Source organism: Pseudomonas entomophila (assembly GCF_013523165.1).
Lineage (GTDB): Bacteria > Pseudomonadota > Gammaproteobacteria > Pseudomonadales > Pseudomonadaceae > Aquipseudomonas > Aquipseudomonas entomophila_A.
The window spans coordinates 13,695-33,774 of the sequence record NZ_JAAMQI010000029.1 but is presented as its reverse complement, the minus strand read 5'-3'; the positions used below and the strand labels follow the sequence as shown (position 1 = coordinate 33,774).

Sequence of the window (20,080 nt, the reverse complement as noted above, 5' to 3'; positions counted from 1 at the left end):
TGTGGTCTACCGAAGACGTCCGAACCAGGAGCCAACGATGCCCTCACCTGCCCGCCTGGGCTTTGCCTGCCAGTACCGCCACTCTCACCGCAACCTGCCGAACAAGGAACTGGAGGCCCTCGAGCGTACCTTCAACCCCCGCACCACCACCCTGCGCTGGATCAACAGCACCAGTGTGGACACGGCGCGCGCCAAGTTGCTGGAGGTCGTCAAGCACAACCTCGAGGCTCAACTGCGCCTGCTCAAGCACGTCAACACGCTGCCGCCGGCCTTGCACATGGTGCGCCTGAGCAGTGACCTGCTGCCGCTGTACAGCCACCCGCAAGTGGCGCCGTTCTATCAGGACCCTGCCGTCCAACGCCTGCTCGAAGCGCGGTTCGCACGGATCGGCGAGTACGCCCGTGAAGCGGGCATTCGCCTGTCGTTCCACCCGGGCCAGTTCTGCGTGCTGGCCTCGGACCGGCCGGAGGTGGTGGAAAACAGCCTGACCGAGTTCGAGTACCACGCCGACATGATCCGCATGATGGGGTATGGCCGACGCTTCCAGGACTTCAAGTGCAACGTTCACATCGCCGGGCGCCTGGGCGTCGAAGGCATGCGCGCGGTCTGGCCCCGGTTGTCAGAGGTGGCGCGCAACACCTTGACCCTGGAGAACGACGAGAAGACCTATGGCGTCGACGATTGCCTGCAACTGGCCGACCTGGCCCCGGTGGTGCTCGACATCCACCACTGCTGGATCCACGAGAGCGACTACATCGACCCGCACGGCGCCCGGGTGGCGCGCATCGTCGAGAGCTGGCGCGACGTACGGCCGACGATGCATTACTCCCAGCCGCCCGAACGTCTGCAGGCGCTCGGGTTCGATGCCGAGCACAAGCTGGAGATGCCGGTGTTGCTGGAGCAGGTCAACAAGCGCGACCTGTACCCGCACAGCGAGCAGATGTGGAACGACTGGACCAACCGCTATGCGCTGGCGTTTCTGGACCGGTTCGACATGATGTTCGAGGCCAAGCACAAGAACCTGGCGACCCAGGCGTTCTACGAGCGCTACCTGGTGCAGGCCTCGGCCGATCAGGGCGTGCCCTGAGCCCACGAACCGTCTGCCTCGGCCCTGGGCCATTCGGTACCCGGGCTCGCTGCCGAACCCGCCCGAGCCCGTCGATCGGGCGCGCCTGTCTTAAAACTGTCACCTGTACGTCATAACCTCTTTTCATCGTGACGACCGTCACCTCTGGCCAGCAGGCCCCTCACGGAAGGCAACTCTGATGCGCCGCGTCGTTTTCAATCAAAAAGGGGGCGTGGGCAAGTCCAGCATCGCCTGCAACCTGGCCGCGTGCAGCGCCGCGCAGGGCTACCGCACGCTGCTGGTCGACCTCGACGCCCAAGGCAATGCCACGCACTACCTCACCGGCTTGAGCGGCGAGCAGACGCCCCCCGGCATCGTCGACTTCTTCAAGCAGACACTCACCGGCAAGGCCGCCGGCCTGAAGAACCGCGTGGCCATCACCGAGACCCGACACGACCACCTGCACCTGGTGACCGCCAGCGCCGAGCTGCTCGACCTGCAGCCACGGCTGGAGAGCAAGTTCAAGATCAACAAGCTGCGCAAGCTGCTGCTGGAGCTGTCCGAGGACTACGAACGAATCTACATCGACACGCCCCCGGCGTTGAACTTCTATGCCTTCAGCGCCCTGGTCGCGGCCGACCGGCTGCTGATCCCGTTCGACTGCGACCGCTTCTCCCACCAGGCCTTGCTGCAGGTGATGGCCCATGCCGAGGAGTTGCGCCAGGACCACAACGAAGACCTGGTGGTGGAAGGGATCGTCATCAACCAGTTCGACGGGCGCACGACGCTGCACCCGGCCCTGGTCGAGCAGTTGATCGCCGAGGGCCTGCCGGTGCTGCCCACGTACCTGAGCCATTCGGTGAAGATGCGCGACTCCCATGAATGCTCGACGCCCCTGGCGCACCTTGCGCCCCGGCATCGCCTGACGCACGAGTTCTTCGCCCTGCTCGAACGCCTGGAAAGCCATGCCTGAACAGGGCGCATCGCGCGAAAAGCCGAACCCTGCGCAGCGTCGTGGGTCGATAGCCAAAGGGCATCATTGAGCAGACGCGGCCTCCGGTGCGCCAGGCAGTGCGCGTTGCAGCGACTGTCGATACGCCGACGCCTACGAACCTGACCTCAGGCCTGCAGGTGCAAGACGCGTCTGGGTCCACGGTGCCCACTGCTTTCTATCCTCTGGCAAAGTGGGGCTTCATGAACGATTCTTCGATGGCTCGATGGCAGCACGCCGACCCGGTGCGCGACGCGGACGGTTACCTGCCCTTGGAAGCCTATGGCGCACTGGGCGATGGCCGCTCGGTCGCCCTGGTCGGGTGGGATGGCAGCATCGACTGGTGGTGCGTGCCGCACATGGATTCGCCGCCCCTGTTCGACCGCCTCCTGGCGCCGGACACGGGCGGGTATTTCCAGCTTCGTCCGCAGGACGCCTTCACCGTGGCACGTCGTTACCTGCCTGGCAGCAACGTGCTGGAAACCGTGTTCAGCACGGCCGGTGGCAAGGCGCGGGTCGTCGAGTCGCTCAACAGCGGCCCGGCCGGACGCCTGCCCTGGGCGGAGCTGGCGCGTCGTGTCGAATGCCTGGAAGGCACGGTGGTGTTCGAAGTGACCATGGCGTTCGGCACCCAGGCCAACAAGATCGCGCCCTACCTCACCCCCAACGACAACGGCTGCGTATTCCATGCCGGTCAGGTGCTCGGCACGTTCCTGCACGGCGCCCATACCCGTGTCGAGCGCCGTGACGACCTGGGCCTGCAGGCGTTCATCACCCTGCAACAGGGCGAGCGTGAGGTGGTGGCGTTGGTCGCCGGGTACGACGAGCCCCTGGTAGTGCCCCCGCTGGACCTGATCGACGCGCGCATCGACGGCTCCGACAAGGAATGGCGACAGTGGTCCGAGAGCCTGCTCTACGAAGGTGACGATCAGGGACTGGTCGTGCGCAGCGCGCTGGCCCTCAAGCTGCTGCTGTCGTCCCCCAGCGGCTCGATCATGGCCGCCGCGACCACTTCCCTGCCTGAACGCATCGGGGGCGACAAGAACTACGACTACCGTTTCGCCTGGGTGCGCGACGCAGGCTATACCATCGAGGCCTTCATCGGCATCGGTGCGCTGCCCGAGGCGCAGGCTGCGTTCAAGTGGCTGCTCAAGCGCCTGGGCGAGCACGGCCCGCAAGTCTGCTACACCCTCGATGGCTGCCTGGGCAAGACCTCCGAACCCATCGACCTGCCTGGCTACAAGCACTCCCCGCCCATCGTCGGCAATCGCGCGGTGGACCAGCATCAGCACGGTATCTTCGGCGACATCTTCGAGACCGCGCGGTGCTTCATCGACAAGGGCAACATCCTCGACGCCTCCAGCGCCAGGGTGCTCTCGGAGCTGGCCGATCGCTGCGCCGACAGCTGGCGCCTGGCCGACTGCGGCATCTGGGAACTGCCCGAGGCGCGTCACTACACCATGTCCAAGATCAGTTGCTGGCAAGCCTTGAGCCGCGCCGTGGAACTGGCCGATGGCGGGCACCTGCCGACCACCTGTCGCGATCGCTGGAACCGTGAGCGGCAGCGGGTCTACGACTGGATCGAAACCCATTGCTGGAGCGAGCGCCGCCAGGCCTACAGCTTCCACCAGGGCAGTGACGAGGTGGATGCCTCGCTGGCGCTGGCGGTGCGTTTCGGCTACCCCAACAAGGAGCGGCTGCGCTCGACCCTCGAAGCCATCGACGACGAACTGCGCCATGGCGCGTTCCATTACCGCTACAGCCACGTGCACGAGGAAGAAGCCTGTTTCCTGGCCTGCACGTTCTGGATGGTGCAGGCGTTCAACCTGCTGGGTGAAGGCGCACGGGCACGCCATCTGTTCGACGACGCGGTCGCCGGGCTGCATCGTGGGGTAGGTATCTACTCGGAGATGGTCGAGGCCGACACGGGCCACTTCCTGGGCAACCTGCCCCAGGGGCTGACCCACCTGGCCCTGCTGGGCGCAGCGTGCAGCCTGGCGGGGATCAACCCGGAGCGATAGAGAAGCGGCGGGAGCGGCTTGCAGTAGGACGCAAGCCGCTACTGCAAGCTACAAGCTACAAGCCTTGGCGTCGCCTCGACATCCTGTGGATGCCTGGCGAATCGCCCTGCCGTCCGCTCGCCGCTTACCGCTCACCTTTTCACTGGGTCGGATCCTCGGTGTCGACGTACTCCGGCACCTTGGCCAGCGGGAACTTGCGCTGCTGGTCGCGTCGGGCATGGGGCTTGGGCGCCAGGGGTTCGAGCGTCTGCGGCTGGCCCGTCTCCAGGGCGCGCTCGATGGCTTCGATCACGCGCACGTCGCGCCAGCCTTCCTCGCCGCACGGTTCGACCGGCAGGTTCTGCAGGATGCAGTCGGAGAAATAGGCCGTCTCGCCTGCGAACTGATCGACCACCGGGAAGGTGTGCACCGTGGTGTCATCGTCGAAGGTGGCGCGGTAGGCGATGCCGACGCCCTCCCCGTAGCCGAAGCACGGCGACGCCTCGATTTCACCCTGGGTCCCCAGCAACTGGAAGCGCTCGGAACTGGGCAGGGTGTAGCTGAGGGTGAACTGGGCCAGGCGCTCCTGCGGGAAGCGCAGCGAGACCGTCACCGTGTCCCAGGTGTTGACCTCGCTGCCAGGGGAACGCACGCCCACTGCGCTCACTTCGATGGGCTCTGCATTGAACAGCTGGCGCACCATGTTCAGAGGGTACGGCCCCATGTCCGGCACCGGCCCGGCAGCGAAGCCGCACTGCGCACGGTGGTTGCTCGGGCGCACGGTCTGGGTGAAGGTGGAGGTGAACAGCCGGGCATCGCCGAAATCGCCCTTGTTGACCCGCTCGATCATGTCCAGCGTGCCGGGCTCGGCATGCAGCCGGTAGGCGATCATCAGCTTGGCGCCCGAGCGCTTAGCGGCCGCGTTCATCTGCTCGCAGTCTTCCAGGCTGGCGGCCATGGGCTTTTCCAGCAGCACATGGATGCCGGCCTCGAGGGCCGGGACCACGAATTCGGTGTGACGGAAGTTCGGCGTGGCGACGTAGACCGCGTCGATCTCGCCCGACTTGAGCAGCTCGGGGAACTGCTCGTAGGTGTAGCTTTTCAGGCCATAGAGGCCGGCCAGCTTGTCGGCCTTCTCCGGGTCGCCAGTGACCAGCGCGGTCATCACGGAGTTGTCGGTCTGACCCACGCCTGGCATGAATGCCCCTTGGGAGATCGAACCGCCACCAACGACCGCATAACGGATCTTGCCATCTGGGTTGGGCATGTAGTGCTCCTTCGTCATAGGGTGTAAGGCTCTAGAGGTGTGGGCAAACGCATGCCGGACGAGTTCAGAAATTCTCGCGTCGCCCGCTGGCCGCTTCGCGCATCGCTTGCAGGAAAAAAGCCGTTACGAGCCCGATTTTCGTTCAGGCGCCGATGATCTAGGCTCTGGCCGCACGTTTTCACCCGTCCCAGACGCCCCCATGCCAAGGAAGCTCGATGTTCGCTCTGCCCTACCGCGCCACCCGCCTCGCTTTCGCTACCTCGCTGCTGTGCATGACCACCTGGCTCATGGGCTGTCAGACGCGTCCCACACCGCCGCCCTCCGCCGCCGACCTGGAAGCGGCCGACCTGTTCACGCGCCATGCCCAAGCGATCCTGATGCGTGACATGGCCCAGGCCAACGTTCGGAACCTGAGCGGCGTGTTGCGCCTGAAGATCCGCCTGGCCGCTGACAACAGCACCATCGGGTGTGAGCTGCTGCCCGTCGATCGTGTGCGTGATGCACCGTTGCTGTTGGCGGCCAATCGGACGGGCACGTCCGCCAGCCCCCCTGCACTGAAGCGCTTGGTCATCGACCAGTGCTGGAAGAGCGTGTACCCGATCGTGCCGGCGGCCCTGCGTGACGCCGACGGCCCGCTCGAAATCATCGCGCCCCTGGTGATGCAACCGATTGTCCGGACCGAGGCCGACGGGGCACGGGCGTACGCGCGTGGGGCGTTGCAGACCCTCATGCGCCAGCAGGTGCTGGCGGGCGAACGGGTCGACAGCATCGGCCGGGCGAGCCTGCTGTACCGCACCGATGCCGACGGCACGATCGAGGTCTGTGTCGTCAACCTCACGCCCCTGGCCGCACGGCCCGATGCGTTTCGACCGGATGCCGACCTGCAGGCACGCCTGATGCGTCGCTGCACAGGGTTGGACCTGAAGCCGGTGCCGGACCTGCCGCGCGATGAAGACGGCCGCGTCGCAGGTACGGTGCAGCTGGACTACGCGCCCTGGAGCGTCGACCGTCCCTGACTGTCACCCATGCCGGCCCGCCGGTGCCGCAGGCTCGGCGCGCATGCGACACCACCGGTCGCTGTCAGGCATGGACCTGTCCCGGACCCTGCTCCTATGATGGTTCGCGCCCAAATGCCAGGGCGTTGCTGCCCTGGCAGCGCACCTCCAATAACAAGGCACACCCCTCCTTCCCACCCCTGCCTCACTGATCCGTCTCATCACAACAACACGCCCAAGGCCCTCGCAGGCCCACGGCATGCACAAGAATCGGGAGAGCACTCGCATGTCCACACCCCATGACGTACCACCGGCCACCTTGCGCCGGGTCATCGCCGCTGCCGCCGTCGGCAACTTCGTCGAATGGTTCGACTTCGCCGTCTACGGCTTTCTCGCCACGCTGATCGCCAGCCAGTTCTTCGCCAGCGGCGACGCCAGCGTGGCCCTGCTCAAGACCTTCGCGGTCTTCGCGGTGGCCTTCGCGCTGCGTCCCCTGGGCGGCATCGTCTTCGGCGCGCTCGGAGATCGATTGGGCCGCAAGCGTATCCTGTCGCTGACCATCCTGCTGATGGCCGGCTCGACGACCTTGATCGGCCTGCTGCCGACCTATGCGAGCATCGGCATCCTGGCGCCGATCCTGCTGACCCTGGCGCGTTGCATCCAGGGGTTCTCCGCAGGCGGCGAGTATGCCGGGGCCTGCGCCTACCTGATGGAGCACGCGCCGCGTGAGCGACGCGCGTTCTATGGCAGTTTCGTGCCGGTCTCGACCTTCTCGGCCTTTGCCTGCGCTGCGGTGCTGGCTTACGGCCTGGAAGCGAGCCTGTCGAGCGAGGCGATGGCCAGCTGGGGCTGGCGCATTCCGTTCCTGATCGCCGCGCCCTTGGGCATCGTCGGCTTGTACCTGCGCTGGCGCATGGAAGAAACCCCGGCGTTCCGCGAAGCCATGAGCGAGGGCAAGGTCGCCGAGCATTCACCGCTCAAGGACACGTTGCGTCATCACGGCCGGGCCATGCGCAACCTGGGCGCGTTCATCTCGCTGACGGCCTTGTCGTTCTACATGTTCACCACCTACTTCTCGACCTACCTGCAGCTGGTCGGCCACCTGACTCGCGCGCAGTCGCTGCTGGTGTCGACCGTGGCGCTGCTGTTCGCCGCGCTCGCCTGCCCCCTGGCCGGTGCCTTCTCCGACCGCGTGGGCCGGCGCAAGACCATCGGGTTCACGTGCCTGTGGGTGATGCTCTGCGTATTCCCGGCCTACTGGCTGGCCAGCTCAGGGTCGGTGGCAGCCGCAATCGTCGGCGTGGTCCTGCTGGCCATCGGCGCACTGCTCAGTGGTGTGGTCACGGCGGCCCTGCTGTCGGAAACCTTCCCGACGCGCACCCGTTACACCGCCTCGGCGATCACCTACAACGTGGCCTACACCCTGTTCGGCGGCACCGCGCCGCTGGTGGCGACCTGGCTGATCAGCGCAACGGGCAGCAGCCTGGCGCCGGCGTTCTACCTGGTGGTCATCGCGCTGGTGGCGATGGCGGGCGGCCTTGGGCTGCCAGAGACCTCACGGATCTCGCTGCACGACGAGATCGGTGGGGGTGACGAGAAAACGGGGTGGATGAAGGGGCGATCCATGCCCTGAAGGCAGGCCTGTCCGCGTGTGAACGCGGACGCGGCCTTGTGGCGCCAGGGGGTGCCCAAGGCCGCAGCAGGCTGGCAGCAGGCTTCGATGGCGTCGTTACCGGTGTAACCGGTCGGCCTCAGGCCGCCGCGCCGAACACGTAGCGATAGCCATTGTAGAACGCCTGCCACTCCGGCTCCTGCCATCCCGAGCGGCGCTTGACCTGCCTCAGGTCATGCCGACTGGCTTTCTTGGCCGTGAGCCGTCGGCGGGCTTTCTCGAAGTCCAGCAAGGCCACCTTGATGCCCGGCTGGCGCGCGTCGATGAACACGTGCTTGGTGTACAGGCAGCCATGCTGCCAGCGCCCGAGGTTCAGCTTCGCCAGCGTGCGTCCGTAGGCTTCCAGGATTTCGTGGTGAAGCGCGTGCCCTACGGTCTTGTCCAACCCTTGCGCGTAGAAGTCCTCCAGCGACATGTACCCTTCCAGCGCGCCGGTCACCATCACTGCCTGCCATTCGCCCGACTGCTTGTGCACGTCGCTGTACACCAGCGACGGCGTGGTCACGCCCAGAGCGCCAGCGGCGCGGATGGCCCTGACCTCTCGGGCGACCGTCGGGTAACCGAAGGGGTGCAGCAGGCTTCGGTAGATGTGGCCCACCTGCTGCTTCTTGTAGAACGTCAGGCCGCCGAGGGCGACGCGCAGTACGCCACTCTCGCCACCTCGGCGCACGTTCGGTGGTTCGACCCACTCACCCGGTGCGCTCAGGATGTCCTTGACCGGCGGGCATGGAAGCCCTGGCTCAGTCGTCATATCGTGTGTCATCAGAACCTCTGCCCTGTCAGGACATCTGCATTTTTATTGAAAACAGCTCACTATCGGCGTGGCCGCGCCGTTTGACAAGCGCTCATGGGGTCTGGTTTCCCTCGGGTACGCGGGCAAAGACTGACAGACGCTTGTACGTGGACGTGTAGGCAATGACCTTCATTCCACTCAACTACCTGGTGCTTCCCAACTGATTGGCCCCTTGTGGGAGCAGGCTTGCCCGCGATGCAGGCGCCGCCTGCTCGGGCCCTATCGCTGGCAAGCCAGCTCCCACTGGCCTTCATTCCAATCAACTGCCTGGTGCCCCTCACTGGTTGGCCCTCTGTGGAGGCTTGCCCGCGATGCAGGCGTCACCTGACCCAAAGCGCTGGACAGTGCCAGACGCTGCCGGAAAATGCTCAGGCTCAACGGGTCCATCATGATGGGTAGTACCGCCCTTGGCACAGCAGTGGACGGGCATTTCGCTTCATGCGTCAGCAGCCGTTTCCTCCGAGTTCAAAGCTGACCAGCGACTCATCCAGGTGACCGAGCGGCCTGCACCTGATCGGCTCTGCCTGGCGCTGACGACGGTCACGTAGCGAGCGGGCGCGGGTTCGGTGATGCCATGGCGTGGGTTCATCCACCCTCTGCAAGACACGTTCAGCGCAGGCTGGGCGTTGCTGACCTGGCGTGCGTATAGTGAGGGGCTTGGCGAGTGCTGCCAGGGGCCCGGCCTGCTCGACCGGACGGTCACCGGCCGTTGCCTGCGCCGGTGCCTCCCCGGCGGCCCAACCGCAGCCCTCGCTTCACGTTCCCGGGTGCCCCGTGTCGAGCCGGTCACCCTTCACGAAGGAGATGACATGGACACGTTGGGTATCCTGGGCGTTGGCGAACTCACCGAAACGGTGGTCCGCGGCCTGCGTCGCAGTGGCTACACGGGCGCCATCGTGCTGTCCCCTCGCAATGCCGAACGCGCCGCCATCCTGGCCGAACAGCAAGGCTGCCGAGTGCTGGCCAGCAACCAGGCCGTGGTCGATGCGGCCGACCTGCTGATTCTCGGCGTACGGCCCGATGCGCTCGAGACGATAGCGGCGCAGGTGCATCTGCGTGAGGGCCAGCCGTTGGTGTCGTTGCTGGCAGGCGTGAACCTGGCGCGCCTGCACGCGGCGTTCCCGACCGCGCGCTGCCTGCGCGCCATGCTGTCCTATGCGGCGCAGTACACCGCCACCACCGTCGCACTCTGCCCCCCGGACGACCAGGCGCGCAGCGTGCTCGAACCCTTGGGGACCCTGGTAGCGATGGCCGACGAGCCGGCCTTCGAACTGGCCACGGTGGCAGCGTGCATGAATGGCTGGTTCTACTTCCTGCTGAACGGCCTGCAGGGTTGGTTCGCCGAGCAGGGCCTGCCTTCGGAACAGGCCCGGGCACTGGTGCTGGGCAACCTGGAAGACTGCCTCACCAGCGTCCGCGCGCAGCCCGAGCGTTCGCTTCAAGCGCTGGGCGATGCCATCGCCACGCCAGGCACCTTCACCGCCCAGGGCCTGGCGGTGCTCCAGGCACACCCCTCGGCGCTGAACTGGAATGCCGCCTTCGAGCAGGTGCTGGCGGGGCTGGTCGGAACGCGAGAGGAAAAATGAGCGTGGGGCGGTACGTTGCACGCTGTGAATGGCCTGGCGCGGGTGTGCTCGCACAACACGTCGATCGTGCTCGACAGGCAGCGCCGCCAGGCCATTACCAGCAACGCAAAAGCCGTCTCCTTACGAGCGCTACCGCTTGCCGCTCACCGCTTGTGAGCTGCCGCCACGCCCTCTTACACTGCCCTACCCCCCTGTTACCCCGAGGCCGCCCCTGATCCAGTCGGACCTGAACCTGTTCGGCCCTGAGCCGCAGCGCCTGGCCCCGCACACGGTGCTGCTGCCAGGCTTCATCCTGGACAGCGTCGAGCCGTTGCTCGATGCGCTGCGTCCCGTGCTGCGCGCGGCGCCCTTTCGTCATCTGTACACCCCAGGGGGCCGGCGCATGGCCGTGGGCATCAGCAACTGTGGCGAACTGGGCTGGGTCAGCGACGCGCACGGGTACCGCTATACGCCCCTGGACCCCCTCAGCGGCCAGCCATGGCCGGCCCTGCCACCGCTGCTGGTGGCACTGGCCTCGCGCGCGGCCGCCCTGGCGGGCTTCGAGGGCTTCGTGCCGGATGCCTGCCTGATCAACCACTACCTGCCCGGTACGCCGTTGAGCCTGCATCAGGACCGTGACGAGCATGATTTCACGCAGCCGATCGTCTCGCTCTCGCTCGGGCTGCCGGCGGTCTTCGTGCTGGGCGGGCTACAGCGCACCGATCGGGTCGCACGGATACCCCTGAACCACGGCGACGTCCTGGTCTGGGGCGGCGAGGACCGATTGCGCTTTCATGGCGTGTTGCCGATCAAGCCCGGGCATCATCCTCGCCTGGGCGAACGACGCCTCAACCTGACGCTGCGCAAGGCCGGCTGACGGCACCCCATGCGCCGTCCCGCCCTGCCCGGTCACTGGCGCCCGGCGGCCTGCTCGACCAGCAGTTTCCAGTTCAGCGCCTCTTGCCAGTCCGCACCGAATGGCAGCTGCACCCACCACGGATCCTGCCCGGCCGCCTGTAACTGCACGTTCAGCGTGAAGCTGCGCGAAGTGCTGTCGGTGGTGGTCGTGGTCGAGTGCGAGGTGCCCTTGCCGACCATGCCCATGTACTTGTTGAAGGTAAACACGTTGCGCCGGCCATGGGTGGTGGTGGTCTGGGACGTGCTTTGGGTGAAAGTCTTCTCGTCGACGTGGACCTGCTTGACCGCCCGCGGCGCGTCGATCAGCACCTGCCGATCGCCCAGGTCGCCACCGGACACGTAGAGCGTCTGACGGTCTGGAAACACCCCGAGCATCCGGCCATTGCGGCAGATCCAGCGGTAGGCGCCCAGCGACTGGCTGGCCAGAAACGCCTTGCCGGCCTCCAGGCGTGCCGACCCCAGCGCCGCCTGGGCGCGCTCCAGCGCGCGCGCCTGCGGCCGCCAGAGCAGCGTCAACGGCACAGCCAGCAGCCACAACAGGCACCAGATCAGCACCGCGTAGATCGGCCCACCGATGTAGTGCCCCTGCCAGACCCATTTGAGCAGCAGGTAGGCGCAGTACGCCGTCTGCACGCCCACGAAGACCCGCATGACCTGGCCCTGGCGGCGCTGCAACTGGCGTTCGGCCTGGGCGACCTGTTCATGGGCCGTGCCCAGGGACGTGGCAGCGGGAAAGACGGTGATGGGGGACGCGAGCGAGGGAGAATCGGACATGGGCATCCTGCACAAGGGAATGGGCGCCACGGTCGGCGCATGGGCCGCACAGTCTATCGCAGGGCCTGGCACCTTGGGCAGCACGCCGAGGCCAGGTGACCGGGCGGACGTGAAAAGGCCGGGCGCGTCGCGTGGACGGGCCCGGCCTTCGAGGACGACCCAGGGATCAGTGGTCCATGGTTTCCTTGACGATGGCGCCGGAGCGCGGATCGATCTGGAACTCGTACTTCATACCATCGGCCTTGGTGCCCTTGCCTTCCCAATGACCGTCGTCGATCTTGACTTCGGTGATCTGGCTGTAGCCAGCGCCCTTGGCGGTCTGCAAGGCGTGGTCGATGTCGACCTTCCAGTCGGCGCCTGGCTGATCGGCCCAGGCCGCGGTAGCGCCCAAGGAGCCCACCAGGGCCAGACCAGTGAACAGTCGAGTCAGTGCTTTCATCGGGAACATCCTTTCGGTGTGAAGGTGATCTGTAGGACTGGCAGAACGCTGCCGGGGTTCAGTCGCGATCCAGGGCATCTTCGCGGTGCATGGCCAAGTGGCCGGTCTTGTCGCTCTTGACCTCGTACTGCGGCTCATCGCTGGAGCAGTGACGCGTGCGCCCGGCGAACTCCACGTCACGCGTGTGCACCTTGGTGACCTTGCCGTGGATCACGCCTGCCTCGGAATTCCAGCGCACGGCATCGCCCACCTTGTATTTCGAACTCATCACGCTCTCCCTGGCTCCGACGACGGAGCGGTCAGTGACACCACACAACGGTCATGTGGCTCTGTTCAACTGAGTCTGGCGCCAGGGAGAAGATTCCCTTGCATCGGAGGCAGGAAGCACTGGGCAGACGCCGCTCGGTTCATGACGGGTCGCCCCCTGCGGGTCACTCGACGACCACGCGGACGAAATGCGCGCTTCACCCTTTCGATCTAGGCCGAGGGCAGGCACAATGCGCATCTTTTTTTGGCCGGCCTGGCCGGGAGGCCTGTGATGATCAAGACGCCGTACTACCTCATCGACAAGCAGAAGCTGCTGGTCAACCTGAAGAAGATCGCCTACGTGCGCGAGCAATCCGGGGCCAAGGCCCTGCTGGCGCTCAAGTGCTTCGCGACCTGGTCGGTGTTCGACCTGATGGAGCAGTACATGGACGGCACCACGTCGTCGTCGCTGTACGAGCTCAAGCTCGGCCGGCAGAAGTTCGCGGGTGAAACCCATGCCTACAGCGTGGCCTGGGCGGACGACGAAATCGACGAGATGCTCGAGCACTGCGACAAGATCATCTTCAATTCCATCGGCCAGCTGCAGCGCTACGCCGATGCCTCCGAGGGCAAGACCCGCGGCCTGCGCGTGAACCCCCAGGTGAGCAGCTCGGACTACCTGCTGGCCGACCCGGCGCGTCCGTTCAGCCGGCTGGGCGAATGGGACCCGGCCAAGATCGAAACCGTCATCGATCAGATCTCCGGGTTCATGTTCCACAACAACTGCGAGAACGGCGACTTCAGCCTGTTCGACCAGATGCTGTCGCACATCGAGGAACGCTTCGGTCACCTGCTGCACAAGGTGGACTGGGTGAGCCTGGGTGGCGGCATCCACTTCACCGGTGAAGGCTATGCGCTGGACGCGTTCTGCGAGCGTCTCAAGCGCTTCTCCGACACCTACGGCGTCCAGGTCTACCTCGAGCCCGGCGAAGCGGCGATCACCCAGAGCGCGTCGCTGGAAGTGACCGTGCTCGACACGCTGTACAACGGCAAGCACCTGGCCGTGGTCGACAGCTCCATCGAGGCGCACATGCTCGACCTGCTGATCTACCGCCTGGACGCCAAGATGGCGCCCTGCGACGGCGAGCACAGCTACATGGTCTGCGGCAAGTCGTGCCTGGCCGGGGACATCTTCGGCGAATACCGCTTCGACCGTCCGCTGGCCGTCGGCGATCGGCTGTCGTTCATCGACGCGGCGGGTTACACCATGGTCAAGAAAAACTGGTTCAACGGGGTGAAGATGCCGGCCATCGCGGTCAAGCAGCTCGACGGCAACGTCGAGGTGGTGCGCGAGTTCGGTTTCGACGACTACCTGTCCAGCCTGTCCTGACGACAGGCTTCAACGAGGAGCAAGGGATAAATTGAGAAAGAACGTTCTTATCATTGGTGCAGGAGGTGTCGCCAAGGTGGTGGCCCACAAGTGCGCGCAGCATAACGACGAACTCGGTCGTATCGCCATCGCGTCACGGAACATCTCCAAATGCCAGGCCATCATCGACAGCGTCAAGGCCAAGGGTAGCCTCAAGGTACCCGCCGACATCCAGGCCTTTTCGCTCAATGCCCTCGATGTCGAGGCGACCAAGGCGCTGATCCGCGAGACCGACTCGCAGATCGTGATCAACGTCGGTTCCGCCTTCCTGAACATGTCGGTGCTGCGCGCCTGCATCGATACCGGCGCAGCCTATCTGGACACTGCGATCCACGAAGAGCCGGGCAAGATCTGCGAGACCCCGCCCTGGTATGGCAACTACGAGTGGAAACACCTCGACGAGTGCCAGGCGAAGAACATCACGGCCATTCTCGGCGTCGGTTTCGACCCGGGTGTGGTCAACAGCTACGCCAAACTGGCGCAGCAGCAGTATTTCGACCGCATCGACTCGATCGACATTCTCGACGTCAATGCCGGCTCCCATGGCAAGTACTTCGCGACCAACTTCGACCCGGAAATCAACTTCCGCGAGTTCACCGGTCAGGTCTGGAGCTGGCAGAACAGCCAGTGGACCAGCAACACCATGTTCGAGGTCAAGCGCACGGACGACCTGCCGGTCGTGGGCGCGCAGAACCTGTACCTGACTGGCCACGACGAAGTGCACTCGCTGTCGAAGAACCTCGACGTGCCGAACGTGCGCTTCTGGATGAGCTTCGGCGAGCACTACATCAACGTCTTCACCGTGCTGAAGAACCTGGGCCTGCTCTCCGAGCAGCCGGTGCGCACGGCCGAAGGCCTGGAAGTCGTCCCGCTGAAGGTGGTCAAGGCCGTGCTGCCCGACCCCTCCTCGCTGGCGCCGGGCTACACCGGCAAGACCTGCATCGGTGACCTGGTCAAGGGCACCAAGGATGGCCAGCCGCGCGAAGTGTTCATCTACAACGTGGCCGACCACGAAGAGGCCTACGCCGAGACCGACAGCCAGGGCATCTCGTACACCGCAGGCGTACCGCCCGTGGCGGCGGCCCTGCTGGTCGCCCGTGGCCAGTGGGACGTGCAGCGCATGGTCAACGTCGAGGAGCTGCCGGCCGAGCCGTTCCTCAAGGCACTGGACGTGATGGGCCTGCCGACCCGCGTCAAGGACGCGCACGGCGACCGTCCGTGGGACGCCGAGGCGTGATCGCGTCGCGTTGAGGCTCTGTCGAGAGGCGCCCCAAGGGGCGCCTCTTTTCGTTTCAGGGCTGCTGGTCGGGCGTTGCTGTGCGTCGTGATGACAGGTGTGGGACCCGGCTTGTCGACGATCAAGAGGGGGCATGCGTCGTCTGCCATCGCGGGCAAGCCCGCTCCCACACGCTGCTTGCGCAGCTATGCCTACACCGACAGGCTCGTGGCGACCTGTCTTAGAGCGGCGTGCTTATGGGTATTTGGACTGCATCGCTGATCTGATAGATCGACGCGATTTCCTGTGTGGGAGCGGGCTTGCCCGCGATGGCGGCCGCGCCTTCACCATCCAGTTGGAACGATTTCACGCCTCCGAACGCCTCATGCAGGTGGGGTTGACCTTCGTCCACCCAGCCGGGGCATGCCATGTCGGTTTCCCTGTATGCCGCATTACAGCCGTCATTATCAGGAGACGACCGATGATCAAACCCAACCGCATGACGCTGATCGCCCTTGCCGTGCTTGGCGTGACCACCGCCCTGGCAGGCTGTGCCCGCGACCCGGACAAGCGTTCGGTGTCGGAGCTGGCGGTCAGTGGCACCAAGAGCCTGCTGCGCACCGATTCGGACATGCAGACCGTGCTGAACACGTATGCACGCTTCGACGCCAAGGCCGTGGAAAAGATCACGCCCGCCGAAGCCCGCCAGCAACCCACCATCGCCGATGCCGTCAAGGCCGTGCTGGCCGACCAGAAACGCGACAGCAGCCCCGAGGCACTGGTGCCTGGCGTCAGCGCGCGCGACACCACCGTGCCAGGCGCCGCTGGCGCACTGCCGGCTACCGTGTACACCCCGGACGGCACCGGGCCGTTCCCGGTGATCGTCTACTTCCACGGCGGCGGCTGGGTGTTCGCCGACCGCAAGGTCTACGACGCCGGCGCCCGTGGCCTGGCCAAGCAGGCCAACGCCGTGGTGGTCTCGGTCGACTATCGCCGTGCGCCGGAGGCCAAGTTCCCTGCGGCCCACGACGACGCCCTGGCCGCCTACCGCTGGGTCAGCCGCAACGCCGCGTCGCTCAAGGGCGACCCGACCCGCCTGGCCCTGGCCGGCGAAAGCGCCGGCGGCAACCTGGCCGTGGCCACCGCCGTGGCGGCGCACAAGGCTGGCGTGACCCAGCCCAAGCATGTGCTGGCGATCTACCCCGTGGCGCAGAACGACACCCAGACAGCGTCCTACACGCAGTACGCCGACGCCATCCCGCTCAACCGGCCGATGATGCTGTGGTTCATCGACCAGATCAGCACCACCCCGGCCGACGTGAAGGATCCGCGCATCGATCTGGTCCACGCCGACCTGAAAGGGCTGCCACCGGTCACCGTCATCAACGCCGAGATCGACCCGCTGCGCGATGACGGCGCGCAACTGGAACAGGCGCTGCGCAGCGCGGGCGTCAGTGTCGAGCGCAAGCTGTATTCAGGGGTGACGCACGAGTTCTTCGGGACGGCGGCCGTGGTGAAGAAGGCCGAGCAAGCGCAGGCGTATGCAGGCCAGCGCCTGAAGGCGGATCTGCGCTGAGACGAGCGGCTAGCAGCCTTGGTCAAGGGGGCTGTGAGGAGTTTCAGCGTGTGTGTGTGGGGAGGCTGCGGTCTTCTCGGGCCGTCTTGCGGCCCCTCGCAGCCTAACGACCGCTCGCAGAAGACCGCGCTTGCTGGCATCTGCACGGAGGGCGCTACGGGTGCAGGCAGCGGGCTTGCCAGCCCCGCAGCCCTGCGCCTCTCACCCCGCCTCGCCTCACGACACACCGCGCAACATTGCCAGCACCTGCTCGTGCAGTGCCGGGTCGCCACACGCCACCACGCACCCGCCGTGCTGCGCAGTCCCGCCATCCCAGGCGGTCATCACCCCGCCAGCCCCTTCGACGATCGGGATCAGGGCCTGCACGTCGTACGGTTGCAGGCTGGCCTCGACGATCACGTCGACGAACCCCGATGCCAACATGCAGTAGGCATAGCAGTCCCCGCCATAACGCATCAGCCGCGCCTGCCCTGCAACCGTGTCGAAAGCCTGGCGCCGGGCTGGGGTGTCGAACATGTCGGGGGTGGTGCACATCAAGGTGGCCGAGGCCAGGTCCGCGCAACGACGGGTCTTGAGCACGGTCTCGCCCCGCCAGGCGCCTTCGGGCGTGCCGATGAAGCGCTCGCCGGTGAACGGCTGGTTCATCACCCCGAGCACCGGTCGGGTGCCATCGTTGAGGGCGATCAAGGTGCCCCACAGCGGCAGGCCGGTGATGAACGCACGGGTGCCGTCGATCGGGTCGAGCACCCAGGTCAGCGGGCTGCTGCCCACGACTGCGCCCTGCTCTTCGCCGAGGATGCCGTGGTCGGGATACTGCGCCTGGATAATGGCACGCATGGCCGCTTCGGCAGCCTGGTCGGCGCCCGTGACCGGGTCGTACAGCCGTCCGCCCTTGTCCTCGACCGCCAGCTCGGCGCGAAAGTACGGCTGGATCGCCGTCGCCGCCGACGCGGCCAGGTGCTCGGCGAAGCGGCGGTACTCACGGATCTGTTCAGCGCTCAAGGACATGGGCAGGGCCTCGTTCGAAGGAAAGGGAGCGCATCATACCCCACTCCTCGGCCCGGCCGAGCCCGGCGTCTCGCGGCAAGGCTCAGGAGAAACCGGCCTCCATGAACAGCAAAGGGTACAGCGAGATCACCAGCAGCGCCGCCATCAGCAGGTTGAACAGCGTCAGCCAGCGCGGGTTGCGCAACAGGTTGCGCAGCGCGCTGCCGAACATCACCCAGATTCCCACACTGGGCAGGTTGACCAGGGCGAACAGTGCGGCGATGACGATGACGTTGGTCACGTAACCCTGGGCCGGCGTGTAGGTGGTGATCGCCCCGATCGCCATGACCCAGGCCTTGGGATTGACCCACTGGAAGGCTGCCGCGCCCAGGAAGCTCAAGGGTTTGCGGGTGCCTGGCGCGTCAGTGGCCATAGGCCCTGAGGTGGCGATCTTCCAGGCCAGGTACAACAGGTAGGCAGCACCGGCCAAGCGCAGGGCGGTGTAGGCCGGCGGCCAGGCCTTGAACACTTCGCCCAGACCGAAGCCCACCGCCAGCACCAGCACCATGAAGCCCAGGCTGATCCCCAGGGCATGCGGGATCGAGCGGCGCACGCCGAAGTTGACACCCGAGGCCAGCAACATGGTGTTGTTGGGCCCCGGCGTGATCGAGGAGACGAAGGCGAACAGCACGAAAGCGCTGAGCAGGTCGAAGGAATCGAGCATGGCGGCGTGTTCCAGAGCGTTTTGTTGGAGTCGTTCTACCGTAATGGACGCTGTGCGTGTCGGACCCATACAGTTACCTACTAACGGAGCCATACACTTCACTGTACCCCTCGCGTCGTCCCGCATCCGGCCAATGTGCCCGCCCGGTCTCGGCAAGCGCTGCACGGGCCGCTACCATGGCAGGCTGTCCAACCAGGAAGTTGACCATGAGCCTGTCCATCCGCCCCGCCCGCCGCACCGACGCCGCGCAGATCCTGTCCTTCATCACCGAGCTGGCCGAGTACGAGCGCGCTCGCCATGAAGTGATCGCGACCCAGGCCGATATCGAACGCACGCTGTTCGACGAAGGCAGCACGACCCACAGCCTGATCTGCGAACGGGACGGCCAGGCGATCGGTTTCGCCGTGTACTTCTACAGCTACTCCACCTGGCTGGGGCGTCACGGCATCTACCTGGAAGACCTGTACGTGACGCCTGAGCAACGCGGGGGCGGTGCCGGGCGCACCTTGTTGCAGCACATCGCCCGTGAAGCGGTGGCCAACGGCTGCGGCCGCCTGGAATGGAGCGTGCTGGACTGGAACGCACCGGCGATCGGGTTCTACGAGGCGGTAGGCGCCAAGGCGCAGGATGAGTGGATTCGCTACCGGCTGGAGGGCGATGGGCTGGTGGCCTTCTCCGAAGGGCGGCCCGTGGCAAGCGCTTGAGCGCCTGCCAGCGGCGCAGTGCCCCAGGCATGCCGACGTGCACTACCCAGGCTGCCTTCATCCCCTCACGTCTTCCGGAGCCATCATGATCCACATCCGCCCCATGACCGAGGACGATTTCGTCCTCTTCTGGCCGACCTTCCAGGCCATCGTCGCCGCTGGCGACACCTACGCCCTGGACCCGGCAATGACCTTCGAGCAGGCCCGCCAGCTGTGGCTCGAGCTGCCCCTGCGCACGCTGGTCGCCGAAGCGGACGGGCAGTTGCTGGGCAGCTACTACCTCAAGCGCAACGCCGCCGGCCCCGGTGCCCATGTCGGCAACTGCGGCTACATGGTCTGCGAAACGGGACGCGGGCGCGGCGTGGCCCGAACGATGTGCGAGCACTCGCAGAAACTGGCACGCCAGGAGGGCCTGCTGGCCTTGCAGTTCAACTGCGTGGTGGCCACCAACGAGGTGGCGGTGGCGCTGTGGACCAAGCTCGGCTTCGACACCGTCGGGCGCCTGCCACGGGTGTTTCGCCATGCCCGGCTCGGGCTGGTCGACGGCCTGGTGATGTACAAGTGGCTGGCTGACGATCCCGTGGTGGAGACCCCTGCCCTGCTGATCGGCCGCAAGAACATCGAGGCCCGTGTGTCGCGCCGTCGCGGACGCTGAAGGGAGCATCGCCCGTCGGGCGCTGTCCACTGCCACGCCAATGGATGATTGCAGGAGGTGGAC

At 66.0% G+C, this 20,080-nt stretch carries 20 protein-coding genes; 12 read left to right on the top strand and 8 right to left on the bottom strand.

All coding sequences use genetic code 11. The features are described 5' to 3' along the window. Positions 1-37: 37 nt before the first annotated feature. The 3 genes from uvsE to G7Z99_RS17930 all read left to right on the top strand — a co-directional run bounded on the left by uvsE (position 38) and on the right by G7Z99_RS17930 (position 4,078). Positions 38-1,087: a UV DNA damage repair endonuclease UvsE gene (uvsE, locus tag G7Z99_RS17940; protein WP_181096159.1), complete on the top strand. Its 1,050-nt coding sequence runs from the start codon at positions 38-40 to the stop codon at positions 1,085-1,087. A gap of 178 nt (positions 1,088-1,265) precedes the next feature. Continuing rightward, positions 1,266-2,039, top strand: a complete 774-nt coding sequence (locus G7Z99_RS17935) for a ParA family protein (protein WP_181096157.1) — start codon at positions 1,266-1,268, stop codon at positions 2,037-2,039. Between the two features lie 284 nt (positions 2,040-2,323). Further along, positions 2,324-4,078, top strand: coding sequence for a glycoside hydrolase family 15 protein (locus G7Z99_RS17930; RefSeq protein WP_181096175.1), 1,755 nt, complete (start codon positions 2,324-2,326; stop codon positions 4,076-4,078). A 139-nt stretch (positions 4,079-4,217) separates the two neighbouring features. On the opposite strand, the gene G7Z99_RS17925 is transcribed toward G7Z99_RS17930, so the two are convergent. After that, positions 4,218-5,324: a Gfo/Idh/MocA family protein gene (locus G7Z99_RS17925; protein WP_181096155.1), complete on the bottom strand. Its 1,107-nt coding sequence runs from the start codon at positions 5,322-5,324 to the stop codon at positions 4,218-4,220. Positions 5,325-5,539: 215 nt separating this feature from the next. Here G7Z99_RS17925 and G7Z99_RS17920 point away from each other — a divergent pair, with 215 nt between their 5' ends. Next, positions 5,540-6,340, top strand: a complete 801-nt coding sequence (locus G7Z99_RS17920) for a hypothetical protein (protein ID WP_181096153.1) — start codon at positions 5,540-5,542, stop codon at positions 6,338-6,340. Positions 6,341-6,605: 265 nt separating this feature from the next. Continuing rightward, positions 6,606-7,952 (top strand): MFS transporter, encoded by a 1,347-nt coding sequence (locus G7Z99_RS17915; protein WP_181096151.1) that lies wholly within the window; start codon positions 6,606-6,608, stop codon positions 7,950-7,952. A gap of 118 nt (positions 7,953-8,070) precedes the next feature. On the opposite strand, the gene G7Z99_RS17910 is transcribed toward G7Z99_RS17915, so the two are convergent. Further along, entirely contained in the window at positions 8,071-8,742 is a 672-nt protein-coding gene (locus G7Z99_RS17910; RefSeq protein ID WP_258197078.1) for a lipopolysaccharide kinase InaA family protein, read from the bottom strand. A gap of 851 nt (positions 8,743-9,593) precedes the next feature. On the opposite strand from G7Z99_RS17910, the gene G7Z99_RS17905 reads away from it, so the two are divergent. Continuing rightward, complete coding sequence (locus G7Z99_RS17905) at positions 9,594-10,370, top strand: NAD(P)-binding domain-containing protein (protein WP_181096148.1); 777 nt, start codon at positions 9,594-9,596, stop codon at positions 10,368-10,370. A 211-nt stretch (positions 10,371-10,581) separates the two neighbouring features. After that, a complete protein-coding gene (gene alkB / locus G7Z99_RS17900) occupies positions 10,582-11,226 on the top strand; it encodes a DNA oxidative demethylase AlkB (protein ID WP_181096173.1) in 645 nt (214 codons plus the stop codon). 32 nt (positions 11,227-11,258) lie between these two features. On the opposite strand, the gene G7Z99_RS17895 is transcribed toward alkB, so the two are convergent. The 3 genes from G7Z99_RS17895 to G7Z99_RS17885 form a co-directional block, all read right to left on the bottom strand. Next, complete coding sequence (locus tag G7Z99_RS17895) at positions 11,259-12,041, bottom strand: hypothetical protein (RefSeq protein WP_181096146.1); 783 nt, start codon at positions 12,039-12,041, stop codon at positions 11,259-11,261. Between the two features lie 166 nt (positions 12,042-12,207). Next, the gene (locus G7Z99_RS17890) at positions 12,208-12,480 is read right to left on the bottom strand and encodes a PepSY domain-containing protein (RefSeq protein WP_181096144.1); all 273 of its coding nucleotides are present in this window, start codon (positions 12,478-12,480) and stop codon (positions 12,208-12,210) included. A gap of 58 nt (positions 12,481-12,538) precedes the next feature. Next, a complete protein-coding gene (locus tag G7Z99_RS17885) occupies positions 12,539-12,748 on the bottom strand; it encodes a hypervirulence associated TUDOR domain-containing protein (RefSeq protein WP_060393601.1) in 210 nt (69 codons plus the stop codon). A gap of 270 nt (positions 12,749-13,018) precedes the next feature. On the opposite strand from G7Z99_RS17885, the gene G7Z99_RS17880 reads away from it, so the two are divergent. Both G7Z99_RS17880 and G7Z99_RS17875 read left to right on the top strand, forming a co-directional pair. Further along, positions 13,019-14,116, top strand: a complete 1,098-nt coding sequence (locus G7Z99_RS17880) for a carboxynorspermidine decarboxylase (RefSeq protein ID WP_181096142.1) — start codon at positions 13,019-13,021, stop codon at positions 14,114-14,116. Positions 14,117-14,147: 31 nt separating this feature from the next. Then, positions 14,148-15,392 (top strand): saccharopine dehydrogenase family protein, encoded by a 1,245-nt coding sequence (locus G7Z99_RS17875; RefSeq protein ID WP_181096140.1) that lies wholly within the window; start codon positions 14,148-14,150, stop codon positions 15,390-15,392. Positions 15,393-15,612: 220 nt separating this feature from the next. Here the strand turns inward: G7Z99_RS17875 and G7Z99_RS17870 are convergent, their stop codons facing one another. Then, a complete protein-coding gene (locus G7Z99_RS17870; RefSeq protein ID WP_181096138.1) occupies positions 15,613-15,801 on the bottom strand; it encodes a hypothetical protein in 189 nt (62 codons plus the stop codon). A 51-nt stretch (positions 15,802-15,852) separates the two neighbouring features. Between G7Z99_RS17870 and G7Z99_RS17865 the strand changes: the two genes are divergently transcribed. Further along, positions 15,853-16,947 (top strand): alpha/beta hydrolase, encoded by a 1,095-nt coding sequence (locus G7Z99_RS17865; protein WP_181096136.1) that lies wholly within the window; start codon positions 15,853-15,855, stop codon positions 16,945-16,947. A gap of 216 nt (positions 16,948-17,163) precedes the next feature. Here G7Z99_RS17865 and hisN read toward each other — a convergent pair whose 3' ends face one another. Both hisN and G7Z99_RS17855 read right to left on the bottom strand, forming a co-directional pair. Beyond that, positions 17,164-17,955, bottom strand: coding sequence for a histidinol-phosphatase (hisN, locus tag G7Z99_RS17860; RefSeq protein ID WP_181096134.1), 792 nt, complete (start codon positions 17,953-17,955; stop codon positions 17,164-17,166). Positions 17,956-18,037: 82 nt separating this feature from the next. Next, positions 18,038-18,658, bottom strand: coding sequence for a LysE family translocator (locus G7Z99_RS17855; protein WP_181096133.1), 621 nt, complete (start codon positions 18,656-18,658; stop codon positions 18,038-18,040). Between the two features lie 206 nt (positions 18,659-18,864). Here G7Z99_RS17855 and G7Z99_RS17850 point away from each other — a divergent pair, with 206 nt between their 5' ends. Continuing rightward, the gene (locus tag G7Z99_RS17850) at positions 18,865-19,362 is read left to right on the top strand and encodes a GNAT family N-acetyltransferase (RefSeq protein WP_181096131.1); all 498 of its coding nucleotides are present in this window, start codon (positions 18,865-18,867) and stop codon (positions 19,360-19,362) included. An 85-nt stretch (positions 19,363-19,447) separates the two neighbouring features. Continuing rightward, on the top strand, positions 19,448-20,017 hold the full coding sequence (locus G7Z99_RS17845; protein ID WP_181096129.1) for a GNAT family N-acetyltransferase: 570 nt from the start codon (positions 19,448-19,450) through the stop codon (positions 20,015-20,017). Positions 20,018-20,080: the final 63 nt, after the last annotated feature.

Excerpts from the sequence above, each read along its gene's own strand:
- uvsE (WP_181096159.1), top strand. The coding sequence starts at position 38 with ATGCCCTCACCTGCCCGCCTGGGCTTTGCCTGCCAGTACCGCCACTCT.
- G7Z99_RS17935 (WP_181096157.1), top strand. The coding sequence starts at position 1,266 with ATGCGCCGCGTCGTTTTCAATCAAAAAGGGGGCGTGGGCAAGTCCAGC.
- G7Z99_RS17925 (WP_181096155.1), bottom strand. The coding sequence starts at position 5,324 with ATGCCCAACCCAGATGGCAAGATCCGTTATGCGGTCGTTGGTGGCGGT.
- G7Z99_RS17920 (WP_181096153.1), top strand. The coding sequence starts at position 5,540 with ATGTTCGCTCTGCCCTACCGCGCCACCCGCCTCGCTTTCGCTACCTCG.
- G7Z99_RS17915 (WP_181096151.1), top strand. The coding sequence starts at position 6,606 with ATGTCCACACCCCATGACGTACCACCGGCCACCTTGCGCCGGGTCATC.
- G7Z99_RS17910 (WP_258197078.1), bottom strand. The coding sequence starts at position 8,742 with ATGACGACTGAGCCAGGGCTTCCATGCCCGCCGGTCAAGGACATCCTG.
- G7Z99_RS17905 (WP_181096148.1), top strand. The coding sequence starts at position 9,594 with ATGGACACGTTGGGTATCCTGGGCGTTGGCGAACTCACCGAAACGGTG.
- G7Z99_RS17895 (WP_181096146.1), bottom strand. The coding sequence starts at position 12,041 with ATGTCCGATTCTCCCTCGCTCGCGTCCCCCATCACCGTCTTTCCCGCT.
- G7Z99_RS17890 (WP_181096144.1), bottom strand. The coding sequence starts at position 12,480 with ATGAAAGCACTGACTCGACTGTTCACTGGTCTGGCCCTGGTGGGCTCC.
- G7Z99_RS17885 (WP_060393601.1), bottom strand. The coding sequence starts at position 12,748 with ATGAGTTCGAAATACAAGGTGGGCGATGCCGTGCGCTGGAATTCCGAG.
- G7Z99_RS17880 (WP_181096142.1), top strand. The coding sequence starts at position 13,019 with ATGATCAAGACGCCGTACTACCTCATCGACAAGCAGAAGCTGCTGGTC.
- G7Z99_RS17870 (WP_181096138.1), bottom strand. The coding sequence starts at position 15,801 with ATGGCATGCCCCGGCTGGGTGGACGAAGGTCAACCCCACCTGCATGAG.
- G7Z99_RS17865 (WP_181096136.1), top strand. The coding sequence starts at position 15,853 with ATGATCAAACCCAACCGCATGACGCTGATCGCCCTTGCCGTGCTTGGC.
- hisN (WP_181096134.1), bottom strand. The coding sequence starts at position 17,955 with ATGTCCTTGAGCGCTGAACAGATCCGTGAGTACCGCCGCTTCGCCGAG.
- G7Z99_RS17855 (WP_181096133.1), bottom strand. The coding sequence starts at position 18,658 with ATGCTCGATTCCTTCGACCTGCTCAGCGCTTTCGTGCTGTTCGCCTTC.
- G7Z99_RS17850 (WP_181096131.1), top strand. The coding sequence starts at position 18,865 with ATGAGCCTGTCCATCCGCCCCGCCCGCCGCACCGACGCCGCGCAGATC.
- G7Z99_RS17845 (WP_181096129.1), top strand. The coding sequence starts at position 19,448 with ATGATCCACATCCGCCCCATGACCGAGGACGATTTCGTCCTCTTCTGG.